General features: G+C 50.4%; 20 protein-coding genes and 2 pseudogenes. 13 read left to right on the top strand and 9 right to left on the bottom strand.

From position 1 onward, the window contains the following. The coding region (locus IQ219_RS06085; RefSeq protein ID WP_194072043.1) for an ammonium transporter at nucleotides 1-1,131 on the top strand (1,131 nt) is incomplete at its 5' end. Between the two features lie 107 nt (nucleotides 1,132-1,238). Here the strand turns inward: IQ219_RS06085 and trpC are convergent. Beyond that, nucleotides 1,239-2,135: an indole-3-glycerol phosphate synthase TrpC gene (trpC, locus tag IQ219_RS06080; RefSeq protein WP_194072042.1), complete on the bottom strand. Its 897-nt coding sequence runs from the start codon at nucleotides 2,133-2,135 to the stop codon at nucleotides 1,239-1,241. A gap of 75 nt (nucleotides 2,136-2,210) precedes the next feature. Here trpC and IQ219_RS06075 point away from each other — a divergent pair, with 75 nt between their 5' ends. The 6 genes and pseudogenes from IQ219_RS06075 (at nucleotide 2,211) to rsgA (ending at nucleotide 6,572) form a co-directional block, all read left to right on the top strand. Further along, nucleotides 2,211-2,432 (top strand): hypothetical protein, encoded by a 222-nt coding sequence (locus IQ219_RS06075; RefSeq protein ID WP_194019110.1) that lies wholly within the window; start codon nucleotides 2,211-2,213, stop codon nucleotides 2,430-2,432. 122 nt (nucleotides 2,433-2,554) lie between these two features. Further along, nucleotides 2,555-3,427 carry a 3'(2'),5'-bisphosphate nucleotidase CysQ gene (locus IQ219_RS06070; protein ID WP_194072041.1) on the top strand — a complete coding sequence of 291 codons (873 nt, stop codon included), beginning with the start codon at nucleotides 2,555-2,557 and terminating at the stop codon, nucleotides 3,425-3,427. Between the two features lie 17 nt (nucleotides 3,428-3,444). Next, nucleotides 3,445-3,948: a crossover junction endodeoxyribonuclease RuvC gene (locus tag IQ219_RS06065; protein ID WP_194072040.1), complete on the top strand. Its 504-nt coding sequence runs from the start codon at nucleotides 3,445-3,447 to the stop codon at nucleotides 3,946-3,948. A 106-nt stretch (nucleotides 3,949-4,054) separates the two neighbouring features. After that, nucleotides 4,055-5,188, top strand: coding sequence for a molecular chaperone DnaJ (gene dnaJ / locus IQ219_RS06060; RefSeq protein ID WP_190595483.1), 1,134 nt, complete (start codon nucleotides 4,055-4,057; stop codon nucleotides 5,186-5,188). Then, complete coding sequence (locus IQ219_RS06055) at nucleotides 5,185-5,439, top strand: sulfurtransferase TusA family protein (RefSeq protein WP_194019107.1); 255 nt, start codon at nucleotides 5,185-5,187, stop codon at nucleotides 5,437-5,439. Before dnaJ ends, IQ219_RS06055 begins: the two co-directional genes overlap by 4 nt. Before the next feature lie 17 nt (nucleotides 5,440-5,456). Next, nucleotides 5,457-6,572, top strand: a pseudogene (rsgA, locus tag IQ219_RS06050) (small ribosomal subunit biogenesis GTPase RsgA). A gap of 64 nt (nucleotides 6,573-6,636) precedes the next feature. Here rsgA and IQ219_RS06045 read toward each other — a convergent pair. Then, the gene (locus tag IQ219_RS06045; protein WP_190595480.1) at nucleotides 6,637-6,879 is read right to left on the bottom strand and encodes a DUF4327 family protein; all 243 of its coding nucleotides are present in this window, start codon (nucleotides 6,877-6,879) and stop codon (nucleotides 6,637-6,639) included. Between the two features lie 261 nt (nucleotides 6,880-7,140). Here IQ219_RS06045 and glmU point away from each other — a divergent pair, with 261 nt between their 5' ends. Together glmU and hisG are read left to right on the top strand one after the other, a co-directional pair. Further along, nucleotides 7,141-8,511, top strand: a complete 1,371-nt coding sequence (gene glmU, locus IQ219_RS06040) for a bifunctional UDP-N-acetylglucosamine diphosphorylase/glucosamine-1-phosphate N-acetyltransferase GlmU (protein WP_194019105.1) — start codon at nucleotides 7,141-7,143, stop codon at nucleotides 8,509-8,511. Between the two features lie 6 nt (nucleotides 8,512-8,517). Further along, nucleotides 8,518-9,150, top strand: coding sequence for an ATP phosphoribosyltransferase (gene hisG, locus IQ219_RS06035; protein WP_190595478.1), 633 nt, complete (start codon nucleotides 8,518-8,520; stop codon nucleotides 9,148-9,150). On the opposite strand, the gene IQ219_RS06030 is transcribed toward hisG, so the two are convergent. From IQ219_RS06030 to IQ219_RS06000, 7 genes are all read right to left on the bottom strand, one after another. Then, nucleotides 9,147-9,425 (bottom strand): TMEM165/GDT1 family protein, encoded by a 279-nt coding sequence (locus tag IQ219_RS06030; protein WP_190595477.1) that lies wholly within the window; start codon nucleotides 9,423-9,425, stop codon nucleotides 9,147-9,149. The genes hisG and IQ219_RS06030 overlap by 4 nt on opposite strands. Before the next feature lie 22 nt (nucleotides 9,426-9,447). Then, entirely contained in the window at nucleotides 9,448-10,758 is a 1,311-nt protein-coding gene (locus IQ219_RS06025; protein ID WP_194019104.1) for an ATP-binding protein, read from the bottom strand. 18 nt (nucleotides 10,759-10,776) lie between these two features. Next, the gene (locus IQ219_RS06020) at nucleotides 10,777-11,364 is read right to left on the bottom strand and encodes a ParA family protein (RefSeq protein ID WP_010874075.1); all 588 of its coding nucleotides are present in this window, start codon (nucleotides 11,362-11,364) and stop codon (nucleotides 10,777-10,779) included. A gap of 122 nt (nucleotides 11,365-11,486) precedes the next feature. After that, nucleotides 11,487-12,545 (bottom strand): photosystem II D2 protein (photosystem q(a) protein), encoded by a 1,059-nt coding sequence (gene psbD / locus IQ219_RS06015; protein ID WP_010872429.1) that lies wholly within the window; start codon nucleotides 12,543-12,545, stop codon nucleotides 11,487-11,489. Nucleotides 12,546-12,734: 189 nt separating this feature from the next. Then, nucleotides 12,735-13,613 carry a 4-hydroxybenzoate solanesyltransferase gene (locus tag IQ219_RS06010; protein WP_194072039.1) on the bottom strand — a complete coding sequence of 293 codons (879 nt, stop codon included), beginning with the start codon at nucleotides 13,611-13,613 and terminating at the stop codon, nucleotides 12,735-12,737. Nucleotides 13,614-13,629: 16 nt separating this feature from the next. Further along, nucleotides 13,630-13,863, bottom strand: coding sequence for a hypothetical protein (locus tag IQ219_RS06005; protein WP_194072038.1), 234 nt, complete (start codon nucleotides 13,861-13,863; stop codon nucleotides 13,630-13,632). An 87-nt stretch (nucleotides 13,864-13,950) separates the two neighbouring features. Beyond that, entirely contained in the window at nucleotides 13,951-14,316 is a 366-nt protein-coding gene (locus IQ219_RS06000) for a single-stranded DNA-binding protein (RefSeq protein ID WP_190595473.1), read from the bottom strand. 100 nt (nucleotides 14,317-14,416) lie between these two features. Between IQ219_RS06000 and purE the strand changes: the two genes are divergently transcribed. From purE to IQ219_RS05980, 4 genes and pseudogenes are all read left to right on the top strand, one after another. Continuing rightward, on the top strand, nucleotides 14,417-14,947 hold the full coding sequence (gene purE, locus IQ219_RS05995) for a 5-(carboxyamino)imidazole ribonucleotide mutase (RefSeq protein ID WP_194072037.1): 531 nt from the start codon (nucleotides 14,417-14,419) through the stop codon (nucleotides 14,945-14,947). Nucleotides 14,948-15,068: 121 nt separating this feature from the next. After that, on the top strand, nucleotides 15,069-15,995 hold the full coding sequence (gene argF, locus IQ219_RS05990; protein ID WP_190595471.1) for an ornithine carbamoyltransferase: 927 nt from the start codon (nucleotides 15,069-15,071) through the stop codon (nucleotides 15,993-15,995). Between the two features lie 25 nt (nucleotides 15,996-16,020). Beyond that, nucleotides 16,021-16,707, top strand: coding sequence for a TrkA family potassium uptake protein (locus tag IQ219_RS05985; RefSeq protein WP_194072036.1), 687 nt, complete (start codon nucleotides 16,021-16,023; stop codon nucleotides 16,705-16,707). A gap of 282 nt (nucleotides 16,708-16,989) precedes the next feature. Next, a pseudogene (locus IQ219_RS05980) lies at nucleotides 16,990-17,580 on the top strand (hypothetical protein); the annotation flags it as partial.

The following is a 17,580-nucleotide window of genomic DNA, read 5'->3' as shown; positions in this document are numbered from 1 at the left end:
GGCTCCACCGTAGTTCATAGCGTCGGGGCCTGGGTAGGTTTGGCCACTATTTTGGTAGTCGGTCCCCGCCAAGGTCGTTTTCCTAAAACTGGCAAAGCCGCAAAAATTCAGGGCTCCAATATGCCCTTTTCCGTTCTCGGCACCTTAATTCTTTGGTTCGGCTGGTTGGGCTTCAATGGGGGCAGCACTCTTGCACTAACTCCCGCTGTGCCGGGCATCATTGTCAACACCGTGTTGGCCGGGGTCGGGGGCATGTTGATGGCAGGGTTGATCAGTCTACTCCAAGACAAAATGATCCAAGTGGAACCCCTGATGAATGGTTCCCTGGCTGGGTTGGTGGCCATTACCGCCGGGGCCAATGTGGTCATCACTCCGATCGCCATAGTGATTGGGGCTACGGGAGCGGCGATCGCCCACTTAGTAGGCAGACAAATGTTGCACTGGGGAGTGGACGATGCGGTGGATGCGGTGGCGGTCCATGGTGGGGCTGGAGTCTGGGGCACCCTTTGTGTCGGCCTATTTGGTCAATTGGCGTTGGTGGATACAGGACTGAATCGTTGGCAACAATGCGGAGTCCAAATATTAGGTGTTGGCATTTGTGCCCTTTTAGCCTTCGGCTCAGCCTGGGTAGTTTTAACCTTTCTGAACCGGGTTTTCAGCCTGCGCATCTCTCCCGAGGACGAAGAAATTGGTTTAAACGTGTCCGAACACCAAGCCACCACAGAAACCTACGAACTTTTTCAGGTGATGGACCGCCAGTCTAAAACCCATGATTTGAGTTTGCGGGTGCCGGTCAATCCCTTCACTGAAGTGGGGCACATTGCCGGCCGCTATAACCAAGTGATGGATGCCTTTGAAGTTCGCCATCACCGCAGTGTGGAGGACTTAGCCCAAATTTATTACGTTACCGCAGCGATCGCCGCCGCCATTGAAAATAACAGTTTTAAAGCCGACCAGTTGGGGTTGGAGGAAGTCACTAATCGGGCCGATGAATTGGGGGCGTTGGCCAGAACCATTCAACAAATGGCGGAAATGCTCCAACAGAGAGACCAAGAATTGATCGCCGTTAAACAGCAATTGGTGCTCCAGCAACAAAAACAACAAAATGGCAACATTGGTGCCATGGATTGATCTCCCCAGGCATTATAGGGAAAGGGATTAACTCCTCCCTCCTGGCTACGGCAGAGAATAGCAATTCCCGCTCACATTTACCCCAGATCCACCGCAGTTGAACAGATTTAATTAGGTTTAGCCTCACCATACAAAGCGGCGATCGCCTGTTGGGGGTCTGGTTGTTTCACCAGGGATTCTCCCACCAACACGGCCCGGGCTCCAGCCTGTTGTAGTCTTTGCAAATCGGCTAACTCATAAATGCCGGATTCACTCACCGCAGTAATGCCCTTTTTGGTTAATTGCTCCCGTCGCTGGGCAAAAAGCTCCTCTGTGGTTTGCAGATCAACGGTGAAGTTTTGCAAATTACGGTTATTAACCCCGATTAGTTGCACCCCTTCCAGGGCCAACACCCGGTCCATTTCCTCCAGGGTGTGGACTTCCACCAGGGCAGCCATGCCCAGACCTTGGATAATTTTGAGGAAATAAGGTAAATCCTTATCACTGAGAATGGCGGCAATTAACAACACCGCATCGGCCCCCCGGCTCCGGGCTAGATAAATTTGGTAGGGGTAAATAATAAATTCCTTACACAGCAGGGGTAACTGCACCGCTGAGCGCACCAGTTGCAAATTTTCAAAACTGCCCTGGAAAAATTTCTCGTCCGTCAACACCGACAAACAGTTTGCCCCACCCGCTTCATAGGCCTTGGCGATTGCCACTGGGTCAAAATCAGCCCGAATAATGCCCTTACTGGGGGAAGCTTTTTTCACCTCTGCAATTAAAGCCGGTTGACGCTGGCTCTGGCGCAATGCTCCGACAAAATCCAAAGGGGGAGCTATGTCCTTAACCAAACTCTGGAGTTTGACCAAGGGTACCAATTCCCGCCGTTGGGCCACTTCCTTTTCCTTGTGCCAGACAATCTCCTCCAGAATGTGCCGGGGAGCCGCCTCTGGATGCTTAATTTGGTATTGGAGAATGTCAACGTTAATGGGGGGATTGGGAGGACGGCGACGAATTTCCATAAATTGCAGTCAATGCGAGGGATTATGTTGGTGGCTAGATGGTGAAACTAACCTAGTCCGATCTTAGATAGTAGGATGGAATTGTTAATTTTGTCGGCGGTGCCCCGCTGGTTGACGGCATCAGTTCACTTTCAACACTATTCTTTCAAATCCCAACCCCATCCCGTGCCCCCTTTCTGGAGCGATTACGAAAAAGTACTTTTACGGATTGTGCTCACCAGCTTAACGGCTCTGCTCGTATTATTCTGTCTTTGTCTGGGCTACCGTTTGGTTCGTTTCACCCTACTGGGATTTTGACAAAGCCCGCTCCGGGGGCTTAGGGCAAGGGTAAACTTACTGAGGAAATCCAATCCAAGCTGAAGTTGATCCTTTGGGCTACACTACTGGTTTGATTTTCGCTTCCACTGCATTTACTTTATATGGCCCATAGCGACCTGTTACCCAACCTTGATTCCTGTTTAACCACTCTCCGCACCGTCGGTTGGGGGGCCATGGCAATCCTCCAGTCCTACTACAACGGCGATAATCAGACTAATTTAAATGCCAACGAGGATAAACAGGATGGCCCGGTTACGGCGGCGGATTTGGCGGCTAACAAATATATCTTAGCTACCCTACAGGAGGCCTTTAGCCCAGAGGAGTTTGGCTATCTGAGCGAAGAAACCCACCAAGGCAGTGACCCGTTACCCCAGGATTGGGTCTGGATTATTGACCCCCTCGACGGTACCAGGGATTTTATTGATAAAACCGGGGAATATGCTCTGCACATTGCTCTGACCTATCGCCAGCGGCCGGTCTTGGCCTTAGTGGGTATGCCAGAGGCAGAAAAGCTTTACTACGCCGTCCAAGGCCAGGGTTGTTTTCGGGAGACCAAAACAGGGGAAGTGACTCGGTTACAAGTAACCTCTAAATCGGATTCTAGCCCCTTAACCCTAGTGGTGAGCCGTAGCCATCGGGACCAACGTTTTCAGGATTTGATTGACCGTTTACCCTTTGGCGATCGCCATTATGTGGGCAGTGTGGGCTGTAAAATCGTCACCATTTTGGAGGGACAAAGCGATGTGTACATTTCCCTCTCTGGTAAATCTGCCGCTAAGGATTGGGACTTTGCGGCCCCGGAATTAATTCTTACCGAAGCAGGGGGGAAGTTTACCTATTTTGACCAAACCCCTGTGGTATATAACCGGGGAGACGTGCGGCAATGGGGCGGCATCATGGCCAGCAACGGTTCCCAGCATGGGCAGTTGGGTGAACAAGCGGTGCAAATTTTGGCCCAGTTGGACCAGGGATAACAATTGAGCAATGAGTAATGAACCATAGTGAGGCCACCCAACGTTGGCTTGGTATTGACCCCGGTTTAGCCATTATTGGTTGGGCTATTCTGGATGGTCAGCCGGATCTATCCGCCCAACTGGTGGACTACGGCATCATTGAAACTTCTAAGCACCTCAGCACCCCGCAACGACTGGTGGAAATTGAGCAAGATATCCACGCCCTATTAGAGGAATTTTCTCCCCAGGCGATCGCCATGGAAATGCCTTTTTTTAGTAGGCAAATCAAAGCGGCCGGGGGCGTAATGCAGGCCTTGGGGGTGATCAACCTGGTTATTTACCGAGAAAAGAGCATTCACCCCGTCTTTTTGCACCAATCCAGTTGGAAATGCCATTTGGGCAACGGTAAAGCCAATAAAGCCGAGGTGGCCGCCATGGTGCAAAATTTTTTTGGTCTGGAGGATCTGCCCATTGATGACAGTGTGGATGCCATTGCCATTGCCCTGGCTGGACTAAACGGAGTCCGCAACGAGATCAATTAAGGTGCGGAGGTGGGGATTTCTGGGCAACCATGTAGGGGCGAGAGTTTGCTACAGTAAACACTACAGAAGCCTTGTCAATTATTGTTAAGCAAAACATCGACGCATTATGCCTGGGGATTATTACCAAACGCTCGGAGTGACGCGGGATGCCAATAAAGATGAAATCAAACGAGCCTACCGTCGGTTAGCCCGCAAATATCATCCTGACGTTAATAAAGAACCAGGAGCAGAGGAAAAATTTAAAGAAATTAACCGGGCCTACGAAGTCCTCTCCGAGCCGGAAATTCGTCAGCGCTACGACCAATTTGGCGAAGCAGGGGTCAGCAGTGGCGGCGCCCAGGGCTTTGATGTGGGCAATATGGGAGACTTTGCCGACATCTTTGAAACCATTTTTGGTGGCTTCGGTGGCGGCATGGGGGGGCAACAACGGGGCCGTCGTCGGGCTAACGGCCCCACCAGGGGGGATGACCTCAGGCTAGATTTACAGTTAACTTTCCAAGAAGCTATTTTTGGTGGCGAAAAAGAAATTCGCATTCCCCACCTGGAATCCTGTCAGGTCTGTGAAGGCACTGGCGCTAAACCGGGTACCGGAGTTAAAACCTGTGGCACCTGTAACGGCGCTGGCCAGGTCCGCCGGGCTACCCGCACTCCTTTTGGTAGTTTTGCCCAGGTTTCCACCTGTCCCACCTGCAACGGCACCGGGGAAGTGATTGAAGAAAAATGCGAAGCCTGCAACGGAGTCGGTCGTAAACAGGAAACGAAAAAGCTCAAAATTACCATCCCCGCTGGGGTAGACGATGGTACCCGTCTGCGGGTGGGCAAAGAAGGGGATGCCGGTCTACGGGGCGGCCCCGCCGGAGATCTATACGTCTTTCTGATGGTGGAAACGGATAAGAACTTTGTCCGGGAAGGGATGAATATTCGTTCCAACTTGGAAGTGAGTTATCTCCAAGCTATCCTCGGTTGTCGTTTGGAAGTGGACACGGTGGATGGTAAAGCGGAGCTAACTATTCCGGCCGGCACCCAACCCAACACCGTATTGACCCTGGAAAATAAAGGGGTGCCCAAATTAGGCAACGCCACCATCCGGGGAGACCATCTAATTACCATTAAAGTACAGATTCCCACCCGCATTAACTCCGAAGAACGGGAACTGCTGGAACGGCTGGCCACCATTAAGGGTGAGAGCCATGGCAAAGGAGGCTTGGAAGGATTTTTAGGGGGACTATTCCATAAATGAGCCAGGACAATGAACCAATTTTGCTAGATCTGCGGGGCACTCCCTGTCCGATTAACTTTGTCCGCACTAAGCTCAAACTGGCCCAGATGGCCCCAGGACAATGCCTGGAAGTCTGGCTGGATGGGGGAGAGCCGGTGGAGCAGGTGCCCCATAGCCTGGAATTGGAGGGCTATACAGAACAATCCCTACGGGCACTGAAGGGAGAATCAGCCTATTGTTTGACCATTACCGTTCCGGTGGCAGTTCCCTAGGGGGCTAGGGGTTAACAATGACCAAAGCGACGGATGACGGCACGGTTATTGCTGTTCAAGCTAACTACTATTGGGTGCGTTTGCGGAATGTGACTGCCCAGCCACTGCTCTGCACCCGCCGTACCCGTCTGAAAAAAGTAGGGCAAAAGGTCATGGTGGGGGATCAAGTCCGGGTGGAATTACCTCCTTCCTTGCTATTACAGGGTCAAGGCAAGGCGACGGAAGTGCCCATGGTGGCCGAGGGAGATTTAGGGGCGATCGCCAAAGTTTATCCCCGCCGCACTGTGTTGGAACGGCCGCCAGTGGCCAATGCGGAACAAATTTGTTTAGTCTTTGCCCTTACCGATCCTCCCCTGGAAGAATGGCAGTTGAGTCGATTCTTGGTGCAAGCGGAAGCTACTGGGTTGGAAATTAGCCTTTGCCTCAATAAACAGGATCTGGTGGAGGAAACAGAGGTTAAATTCTGGGGCGATCGCCTAACTAATTGGGGCTATACACCGATCATCCTCAGCGTGCAAAATTGCTGGGGCGTGGAAAAATTACAAGCAAAATTAAAACACCGTATTAGCCTCATGGCTGGCCCCTCTGGCGTGGGCAAATCTAGTCTGATCAACCTGCTGGTGCCCGGGGTGGAGCAACGGGTGAAAAAAGTATCGGGCAAATTACGGAAAGGACGCCACACCACTCGCCATGTGGAACTATTCGACCTCCCCGCCGGGGGACTACTGGCCGATACCCCAGGCTTCAACCAACCGGACTTGGCCGTTGAACCGGCCCAACTACTTCATCTCTTTCCCGAAGCCCGCCAGCAATTGACAGGGCGAGAATGTTTTTTTAAAGACTGTCTCCATCGAGGGGAACCGGACTGTGCTGTGGGGCAAGACTGGGAGCGCTAGGACCATTACTTAACCTTCCTCGAGGAAGTTCTGGCCCAGCAAAATCCCGAACAGCCCAAGGAAGCGGACACAGGCTTGAAAACTAAAACCGGCAGTGATGGCCAGGAGTATGATGAGCCGAAATTAGAGACTAAAAAATACCGTCGCCATTCCCGTCGCCAGGAGCATCAAGAACTCCAGAGTTTTTGTGAGCAAACGGATTTAGATAATTTGCAGGAGGACTGGGACTGGGAATAGACCGGGACGTTAAGCCCAGAAGCAGTGGAGTACTAAATTAAAAACCATAATCAAAACCAATCAATTAATCATTTTCCCAACATTCGGAGGACATCAAGTCACCAATCTGATCCCGCAGTAAATAGTCATTTCTTTCTAACTCACATTCCACACAGACCCATTCCCGGGCAGGAATATACTGACAGAGGACATAAATCGGTTGGTGACGACTCACCGTGCCCCGCTCCACTAACAGGCGGGCTTCATCCTTGAGCATATTGATATCGTAGTCGAAGGAGGAAAGGGGAGTTAAAGTTGCAGTACTCATAGAAAGTCACCAAAATTCGGAGATCGAAACCTACACACAACTATAACCTAACCCCAAATACAAACAAAGGGGGGCTTTGCTGTATTATCTATTACAATTCTTTGCTCTCCCGTATAAATACCTAATTTTTCTAGGCTTTGGGCAACCATAAAATTTTTGTTAAGGTTTTACCGATGGTTCTTGGTTGGCAGTTTTGTGGCTGAATTTGCCTTGCCCCAATCACGATATACTCAATGGCGATGATCAGGACAGAAAACCATTATGGTGGCGGTTGCAGTGTTAGCAGCGGGGAAGGGCACCCGCATGAAATCGGACTTACCCAAAGTGCTCCATCAATTGGGGGGCTATAGTTTGGTGGAAAGGGTATTGCAAAGTTGCCGTCCCCTCACCCCCGAGAGACAAATATTGATTGTGGGTTATCAGGCCGCCGCGGTGGAATCTTCCTTGGCCGGGCGATCGGACGTGGAATTTGTGGAGCAAAAGGAACAATTGGGCACTGGCCACGCCATTCAGCAGTTACTGCCTTGCCTCGAGGGCTACCAAGGGGATTTGTTGGTGCTCAACGGCGATGCCCCCCTACTGCGGTCGGCAACTTTGGAAAATTTGATTGCCACCCACCAACGCCATGGCAATGCGGCCACCCTGCTCACAGCCCATTTACCAGACCCAAAGGGCTACGGCCGGGTATTTTGTAATGGGGATAATCGGGTGACGCAAATTGTCGAAGACCGGGATTGTAATGCAGCCCAACGACAAAACCATCGGGTGAATGGGGGCATTTATTGTTTTCACTGGCCCCGGTTAGCCGCGGCTCTGCCCAAATTGTCGGCCAACAATGATCAACAGGAATATTACCTGACAGAAGTGGTGGACTACCTAGACCAGGTGATGGCGGTGGATGTGGATGATTATTTGGAAATTAACGGCATCAATGACCGCAAACAGTTGGCGGCGGCCAATGATATTTTGCAAAATCGCATCAAGGATGACTGGATGGCCCAAGGCATTACTTTGATAAATCCTGATAGCATCACCATTGACGATACGGTGGTGCTGGAGGCGGATGTGATCATTGAACCCAACACCCACCTGCGGGGTAAAACGGTCATCGGTCGGGGTAGTCGCATTGGCCCGGGTAGTTTGATCGAGGATAGTACCATCGGATCTAATTCTTTCGTTCTATTTTCCGTGGTCAGCCAGAGTCAGGTTGGGGATGGTTGTCGCCTTGGCCCCTATAGCCACATTCGGGGAGAAGCGGATATTCAAGCCCAATGTCGCATTGGTAATTTTGTCGAAGTCAAAAAATCTGTCATTGGCGCCCAAACTAATGTGGCCCACCTCAGTTATCTGGGGGATGCGCTACTTGGGGAGCGGGTCAATGTGGGGGCCGGTACCATTACCGCTAATTATGACGGGGTGAGTAAGCATGCCACGGTGATTGGTAGTGGCACTAAAACGGGGGCCAATAGTGTCTTTGTGGCCCCGGTGCAGGTGGGGGAAGGGGTAACGGTGGCAGCGGGATCGGTGATCAATCGGGATGTGCCGGCGGGATCTTTGGCGATCGCCAGGCCGCGGCAACGTATCATTGATAATTGGCAAGTGCCCCCAGCCCCGCAGTCGGGTCAATCTTAAATTGTTATGCTCACCATTGCTTTACCGAAAGGCTCGTTGTTGCGGGATAGTATTGACCGTTTCCAGCAAATTGGCCTAGATTTTTCTGCTTTCCTCGAACCCAAAAACCGTCAGCTACAAATTGTTGATCCCACCCATCGGGCCAAGGCTTTGTTGGTGAGAGCTTGGGATGTGCCGGTGTATGTGGAATATGGCCAGGCCCAGTTGGGCATTGTGGGCTATGACATTCTGCGGGAAAAAAAACCAGCGGTGGCCCAGTTGGCGGATTTAAATTTTGGGGGCTGTCGTCTTTCGGTGGCGGTGCCCCAAGCGAGTCCCTATCGGCGATCGGTGGATTTACCGCCCCATGGCCGGGTGGCTTCTAAGTTTGTCCATTGTGCGTTGGAGCATTTCCGTCGTTTGGATTTACCAGTGGAGATTATTCCCCTCTACGGTTCGGTAGAGTTGGGACCCATCACGGGCATGTCGGAAGCTATTGTGGATTTAGTTTCCACTGGCCGCACTCTCCAGGAAAATGGTTTGGTGGAAATTGAAGTTTTGTTCGACAGTAGTGCCCGGCTCATTGCCCATCCCCTTAGTTATCGGGTGAATGGCGATCGCCTGTTGGATTGGGTGGAAAAATTACGGTCGGTGATCTAATCTTCTTGGTCGGGCCACAGTAAACGCAGGGCCATAACGGTAAAACCCAGAGCAGCCAATGCTTTGAGTAGCTTAGTAGGCAAAAACTGGGCTAGACTACCCCCCGCTAATACCCCCAGAAAACTAGCTAAAATCAACGCTGTGACGGAACCGAAAAATACGGCCCGGGGAGATTTGGCACTGCCCCCTAAGGCGATCGCCGCCAACTGACTTTTGTCGCCAATTTCCGCCAAAAAAACGGTAATAAAACTCAGACCAAATAGTTGCCAATCCATAGTGATGTCAAAACAGGAAATGTTAAGGGGAAGTTAATCCTTGTTCGCCGATTAAATAATCCACAAACTGCCTGGCTGTGCGGCCCGATCGCCCGTTATGACGGGTAGCCCATTGCTTCGCCCGAAAATCTAACTCCGTTGCCGGCAAGTTAAGCTGCGCTTGTTTGGCCAGGTGATGTACTATCGCCAAATAGGTGTCCTGGTTAGCCGGCGGAAAAGTTAGAGTCAAGCCGAAACGATCACTGAAAGATAATTTTTCCTGCACCGTATCCCAAGCCTGTACTTCATCAGCATCCTGGGGCGAAGGGCGATCGCCAAAAAATTCTCGGATTAAATGACGGCGGTTACTGGTGGCATAAATGACCACATTGGCGGGTCGGGCGACCAGATCACCTTCCAACACAACCTTTAAACTTTTGAAACGTTCATCCTCCTCTTCAAAGGAGAGATCATCGACAAAAATGATAAATTTCTGCGGATAGCTGCGTAATTTTTCCACCAATAAAGGCAGGGTAATCAAATCCCGTGGAGACACTTCCACCAAGCGCAAACCCCGATCGCCATACTGATTAACCAAGGCCTTAACCAAGGAAGATTTACCACTGCCCCGACTGCCATAGAGCAACACATTTAGCGCCGGCAGTCCCTGCAATAGACACTGGGTATTTTGACAAAGGACTTTTTGAGGCTCATCATAACCCACTAAATCCGCCAATTGAACACCATCAATTTGGGGTACCCCCTGTAGGTTTTCCCCCTGCCAACGAAAAGCCCGGTAATGGGCCACGGCCCCCACGCCTTTGTGCCGATAATGGCCCACCAGATAAGCCAAATTGTCTCCCCATTTTTGGTCGCTTTCTGCGGGAAAGGTCATTTGGTTGGGCACCTGCCAAGCCTTTAACGCCACTGGGGTTTGGGAAGCAATAATTACCCACTGCAAAATCTGTTCTGGTGGGCATTGATACACCATTTGGATCAAATTCAGATCGTGGCGAGCCGCATCCTGCAAACTAGTTGGCAATTGGGCCAATTCTTCCCTCTGCACCCGCACACTAAATGGGTTTTCATCCTCCAACAGGCGATCGAGCAAAAAATCCTGCCAACTTTGACCCACCTCCGCCAAATGACGAAACCATGCCCCATAGGCTTGCAGACAAACTGTGGCTTCCGGCTTTTGGTTAGTCCCATTGTGGTGCAAACAGCGCAACAAATCTAGAAAAGCCTCCCCAATGGGATGGTCGAAAATACCTTGGTATAGCAACAGGCTCGAAACCTGATGGTACAAAGCTTTACTGGATGTGGCCAGTAGGGGGGTAGGGTAGGGAACCGTCATCAAATATCGTGCCAAAGTCTAGGGTAAAATTTCCCGGCCCACCGCTTTATAGCGACCCCAGGCCAAATGGGAACGGGGATCGACGTAATCTCGAATAATTACCCCCGACTGGGAAGCCCGCTCAAAGGCCACCAATAGGGGAATTTCCGTTGTGAACAGAGGTAAATTTTCCGCCTGCAATAACTGCCTTGCCTCTCGACCACTACGGGTACGGGCATCTACCTTGGTTAACAAAATTTTGTAGTTAACCTTGAGGGATGCCAACTGCTCCGCCGCCTTTAAAGTGGCATCCAAATCCAAGTGATTGGGGGTGGTGGGAATAATCAACAGATCGCTCCCCTCCGCCAAATCCCGAAACTCATCCAATTCCGGCATGGCCCTGGTGTCCACCACAATGTGGGGATATTTACGAATTAACGCCGTGGAGCCCGCCTGGGAAGCAACGTAGAAAGGTAATTTCTCTTCCCTGGCCCAAATCAACGCCGAACGGTTACGGTCCGCATCGATCAGCAATGTTTGATCCTTTTGTTGCAGATAGGCCGCCAGGTGGACAGCGGTGGTAGTTTTCCCAACGCCCCCTTTGAGGGCAGTGATGGCAATAATCATCGGCTAGGGCAAAAGAAAAAGGAGAGCGGTAACACTCTCCCAACTTTAGCTAATTGCTGATGTTTTGCTCAATTAGTTTTGTTTTTTAGCCATTTTTCGAGTGACGACTGTTTTACAAAACCTTAGAGAGCATTACCCCGGGGTAGTACTTCCTCAGGGAAGATAAAGTTTTCATGGGGTTGATCTTGGGGAGCCATCCAGGCGCGCATCCCTTCGTTCAACAAAATGTTTTTTGTATAAAACGTTTCAAATTCCGGGTCTTCCGCTGCCCGTAGTTCCTGGGAGACGAAGTCATAGGCCCGTAGGTTCAAGGCTAAACCAACGATACCCACGGAACTCATCCACAGACCAGTTACCGGCACAAACAACATGAAGAAGTGCAACCACCGTTTGTTGGAGAACGCAATACCGAAAATCTGAGACCAGAAACGGTTAGCGGTCACCATAGAATAGGTTTCTTCTGCTTGGGTGGGTTCAAATGCCCGGAAAGTGTTGGAATCTTCCCCATCTTCAAACAGGGTGTTTTCCACCGTGGCACCGTGAATGGCACACAATAGAGCGCCGCCCAAAATTCCTGCTACTCCCATCATGTGGAAGGGGTTCAAGGTCCAGTTGTGGAACCCTTGCAGGAACAAAATGAACCGGAAGATTCCCGCTACCCCAAAGCTGGGGGCGAAGAACCAACTGGATTGTCCCAGGGGGTACATCAAAAAGACGCTGACAAACACCGCAATGGGGCCAGAGAAAGCGATGGCGTTGTAGGGACGAATGCCGACCAGACGAGAAATTTCGAACTGACGCAGCATAAAGCCAATCAGACCGAAGGCACCGTGGAGGGCAACGAAGGGCCACAAACCACCAATTTGGAACCAGCGGGTCAGGTTACCTTGGGCTTCCGGTCCCCAGAGGAACAGGAGGGAATGGCCGAAGGCATCGGCGGGGGAAGAGACCGCTACGGTCAGGAAGTTAGCTCCTTCTAGATAGGAACTGGCTAGGCCGTGGGTGTACCAGGAAGTAACGAAGGTAGTGCCGGTTAGCCATCCCCCCAGAGCCATGAAGGCACAGGGGAAGAGCAGCAAACCAGACCAACCAATAAATACGAAACGATCACGCTTTAGCCAATCGTCGAGGACATCAAACCATCCTCTTTCGACTGGGGCGCGTCCGACTGCAATGGTCATGGCGCAAAATCTCCAAATAATAATTACGAAGGAAAATTTTCTCTCCCGATCGCCGACCCATGGCTTTGCCCGTCGTTGGGAGCAAAAATGAGAAAGAATCGGGAAATCTTAATTTTTCTTAATGTTTCCCATTGTAAAGCAAATTTGAGGAATCTGCCAGTGGGAAAGGGATTGGCGCATAGTTACAGGTTAAAGCCAGCCCAATAACATTCCAGCTAGTAACACAAAGCCAATGATGACGTTTTGTCCAAAAATTTGACCGTATAGTTTCGGTTCCGGCGTGGGGGCACTGAGTTGGATGTATTGGATTACCCAACCCACAATGGCGATCGCCAAACTGAGCCAATAGAGGAGATTAAGCCCGAGGATCATGCCCAAATAAAATAGACAGCCAATGGTGAGGGCAAAAAATATCCCCACCGCTTCCCCGACGTATTTGCCAAAAAATAAGGCACTGGAATTAACGCCAATGCGGCGATCATCTTCCCGATCCGCCATAGCGTAAACGGTGTCAAAACCGAGGGTCCAAAACACGGTGGCCCCCCAGAGTACCCAGGTGGCATTGGTCAAATCCCCTGTGACCGCACTCCAACTAATCAGTACAGCAAAGCCCCAAGCGATGGACAGCACTAACTGGGGCACCGGGAAAACTCTTTTCGCACCGGGGTAGGCAAGAATGACAGGCACCGCCGCCACACAGAGCCAAAAACTGAGGGGAGTGAGGTAGAAGGCTAGTCCTGCGGCACACAGCAAGGCCACTAATCCCACCCCAATGCCCACCTGCACGGAGAGGGTGCGGGCCGCTAACGGGCGTTGCTTGGTGCGTTCCACCTGGGGGTCAATGTCCCGGTCCCACAGGTCATTGACTACACAGCCCAAACCACTGGTGGCCAAAGTTCCCAAAGCAATGACGCCCAACAAGGGTAGGGGAGGCAGACCTTGGGCCGCTAAACACACTGCCCACAGGGCTGGAATCATTAAAATCAGTCGGCCGGCAGGTTTATGCCAGCGCAACAAGTAAATGATTGTTAACCAAAGGGGCTGGGAAGATGGGGCTTGGGCAACCATAGAAAAGATTAAAGTACTACTGAGAGGAAGGGGGGCGGTCACTGCTCCAGGCCCACCAACCCTGACCACATTCACACTGGTAAAATTCCTGCCATTTGCGCCGTCGATCATCCCCTAACACTGGTGATCGCCGATTGATCCATGCCCTGAGGGCCTGGCGGGGGCCAGCCTGACATTGGGGACAACAAAAACCCCTGGCATGAACAGTATCCTCAACCCAAGGGGGAGGAGTGGGGTCAAAGACTTCCATGGGTTTCTGGCATGGGTAAGGGATGCAAAAGCTCGTCTGGCAATGGCGATCGCCGCAGTTTACCAATGGGGTTAATGGGTCCGATGACTAGAACTCGTCGGGGTAATTATTCATGGTGGCTTCAGCGTTGTCCCGCTTGGAGCCGAGTAAATCCAAATTATTGACCCGGATTACCGGTTTAGAACGGGGAGTACCGGAGTTCCGATCTTCCCAATGGTCAAATTTTAACGATCCTTGGATACCAATCAAACTCCCCTTTTTGACGTAGTTACCGGCTATTTCAGCAGTTTTACCCCAAATTTCGAGGTCAAACCAATCGGGGGGTTCATCCTTTTTGCTTGTGCGTCGATTTACCGCCAGGGTGAAGTTGCAGACTACATTACCGGACTCAAAATATTTAACTTCAGGGTCACGGCCGGCCCTTCCCACCAGATGGATGCTGTTCACTGACATAAAAATCTTTCCTTGGGATCTTGAAGATTTTCCGATACGCTATTAGCGGTTAGCCTCAGTTTAAAGTCAAACCTCCATCTTCGTCATCTCAATTTAATTTATGACTTCCCCCTCTCCCCTGGTCGGTATCATCATGGGAAGCGATTCCGATCTCCCCACCATGGCAGCGGCGATCGCCATTTGTGAACAATTTGCCGTACCCACGGAAGTGGCCATTGTTTCTGCCCATCGTACCCCAGAAAAAATGGTGGAGTATGCCAAAACTGCCCATCAGCGGGGTCTAAAGGTGATTATTGCCGGGGCAGGGGGAGCGGCCCATCTACCGGGCATGGTGGCGGCCCTAACTCCTTTGCCGGTGATCGGTGTGCCAGTGCAGACTAAAACCCTACAGGGAGTGGATTCCCTCTATTCCATTGTGCAAATGCCGGGGGGAATCCCCGTGGCCACAGTGGCGATCGGCAATGCCCAAAATGCTGGGCTGTTAGCGGTGCAAATTCTCGCCAGCCATAATCCCGTGTTGTTGGAAAAAGTACAAGAATATCGTCAAAGTTTAGAGACCATGGTCTTAGATAAGCAAACCCAACTGGAGCAACTGGGTTATCGAGCCTATCTGGAAAAGCAAAATCACTAATCCCTGACATCGTGGCGATCTACCCAGGGTCAACAGCGGAGTATGGCAAAATAATGCTTAATTAAGTCGATCATTTCGATGTTAATTTGACCACCACATTGGGGAACCAGGGATCAGGGCTATGGGCATTAAGGCGTTGGCAGGCAGAGATCTATTGGCGATCGCCGATTTGACCATCGAGGAAATGAAATCACTCTTGCAGTTGGCGGCGGATCTTAAGTCCGGTGTGCTCAAGCCCCACTGTCAAAAAATTCTCGGTTTACTTTTTTATAAAGCCTCCACCCGCACCAGGGTTTCCTTCACGGCAGCCATGTACCAACTGGGAGGGCAAGTATTGGATTTAAACCCCAGTGTTACCCAAGTGGGTCGAGGGGAACCGATTCAAGACACCGCCAGAGTTCTAGACCGCTACATTGACATTCTTGCTGTGCGGACCTTCAAACAAGCAGATCTGCAAACCTTTGCCGACCATGCCAAAATGCCCATCATCAATGCTTTGAGTGACCTGGAGCACCCCTGTCAAATTTTGGCCGATCTGCAAACTATCAAAGAATGCTTTGGTAAGTTGGCTGGCCTAACAGTGACCTACCTGGGGGATGGCAACAATGTGGCCCATTCCCTCATTCTGGGGGGAGTGATGATGGGAATGACAGTGCGGGTAGCTACCCCAAAAAACTATGAACCCTTGGCAGAAATTATCCAACAAGCCCAACAAATTGCCGCCCCAGGGGGAAAAGTGGAACTAACCGACGATCCCAAAGCCGCTGCCCAGGGAAGTCATATTCTCTACACCGACGTCTGGGCCAGCATGGGTCAGGAAGATTTGGCCGACAGCCGCATTCCCATTTTCCAGCCCTACCAAATTAACCAGGAACTCCTTGCCTTAGCCGATCCCGAAGCCATTGTGCTCCATTGTTTGCCAGCCCATCGGGGGGAAGAAATTACCGATGCAGTGATGGAAGGACCCCAATCTCGACTGTGGGATCAAGCCGAAAATCGGATGCACGCCCAAAAAGCCCTCATGGTGGCCCTGTTGGGTTTGGTATAATGCCGCTCAATTTAGAACAAAATTAATGAAAACTAGTCATTTCCTCAGTTTAATTCGCCAGGAAAAACGGCAATTTGCGGTGATTGGCCTGGGTCGGTTTGGTCGGGCAGTGTGCGAAACCCTCCACATCAATGGCTATGAGGTGTTGGGCATTGACCAGGACCCCAAATTGGTGGCGGAAGTGTTGGCTGATCGGGTGGTGGGCAACGCTATTAGTCTCGATTCCACCGATGACACGGCCCTGCGGGAGGCCGGCATTTTTGAAATTGAAACGGTGATTGTGGCGATCGGTAATTACCTCAAAGAAAGCATCATTACCTGTCTTAATCTCAAGGAAGGGGGCGTAAAATCTGTCGTAGCTAAGGTTTCTTCCGAGACCCACGAAAAAATTCTTAAGCGCCTAGGCGTAGATTTAATTATCTTTCCCGAGCATAAGGCCGGGCAGGACTTAGCTTATACTTTGACCACTCCGGCGATCGTTGACCGTTTCAAATTAGATCCCAACAACAGCATTGTCGAAATTCTGGTTCCTGAAGAATTTTGTGATAAAACTTTGGCCGAACTGCAACTGCGGAAAAACCATGGGGTCAGCGTTTTGGCAGTGGGCTATGAAGAAAAATTTAAAATCAACCCCCCTCCCCAGGAACGATTGCAACGGGGGATGATTCTAGTCCTCCTCGGTTCCAACGAAGATATTGGTCGTCTAGTCTAGTATTTAACAAATGAACAGTAACTAACTTAATTGCCCGTGATTCTGGCAATTCTGGGTGATCTTTGAAAAAATATGGAGGTCAGTCATCTGTCAAGTAAGCATTGAGTTTTCAGATTTCATCGAGGATTGCTATAGGGTATTTGGCGCTGACCAAAAACAGGTTACCAACTAGTCACCAGCAACAAAATTAAATAGTTTGCATCTTGATCCCCGGACCTTCACATCTTTAACGGTGCATGGGGGTGCCTTCAATTAAATTAAACCCACAGAGAAATAATATTTTTGATTAATGGGAAGAAAGTAGTGATAAAACATATGTTTTTTAGTTTAATTTTTCTGCTATTGCAGCCTGATTTAGCTTACGGTCAAGATAAAATCCTAGCTGATGTATTTTTTGTCAATTCTTCAGTCAAAAAGATTGATAATCTATCTATTGATTCAACTGTGGAGCATTTACAAAGTAGCAGAAAAAATTTAACCGACATCGATAATTTACAATACACTGAAAGTATTGTGGAGCTGGAAACCAGTTTTGAAAAGGTCGAGATAAAAAGTCCAAGCCTAGAATCTTTGACCAAATTTATTTTAGTCAATGAAAGCACCATTGGTCCCTCTGTTGTTGTTCCTAGCCCTAGGGCAAATCTAGACTTATCGTCGCCAACTTACCAACAAATACCGTTTCTAAAAGGAGAGGAGAATGTTAACTCTCCCAACATCGACACTTCTTCCCCTGTCAACGTTTGGCATTTAACCGATAAATATTTGACCCTTTCCCCTATTTCCTGGCACGTAGATTATACAGAACCGGATGTCAATAACTTCCCCTTTGGTATTGGGGCCGCCTACGATTTTGAAATTATTAATCCTAGCTAC

The sequence above is a fragment of the Synechocystis sp. LEGE 06083 genome, assembly GCF_015207725.1.
Lineage (GTDB): Bacteria > Cyanobacteriota > Cyanobacteriia > Cyanobacteriales > Microcystaceae > Synechocystis > Synechocystis salina.
The sequence above is the reverse complement of the archived record's forward strand: the minus strand, read 5'-3'. Positions and strand labels throughout refer to the sequence as shown.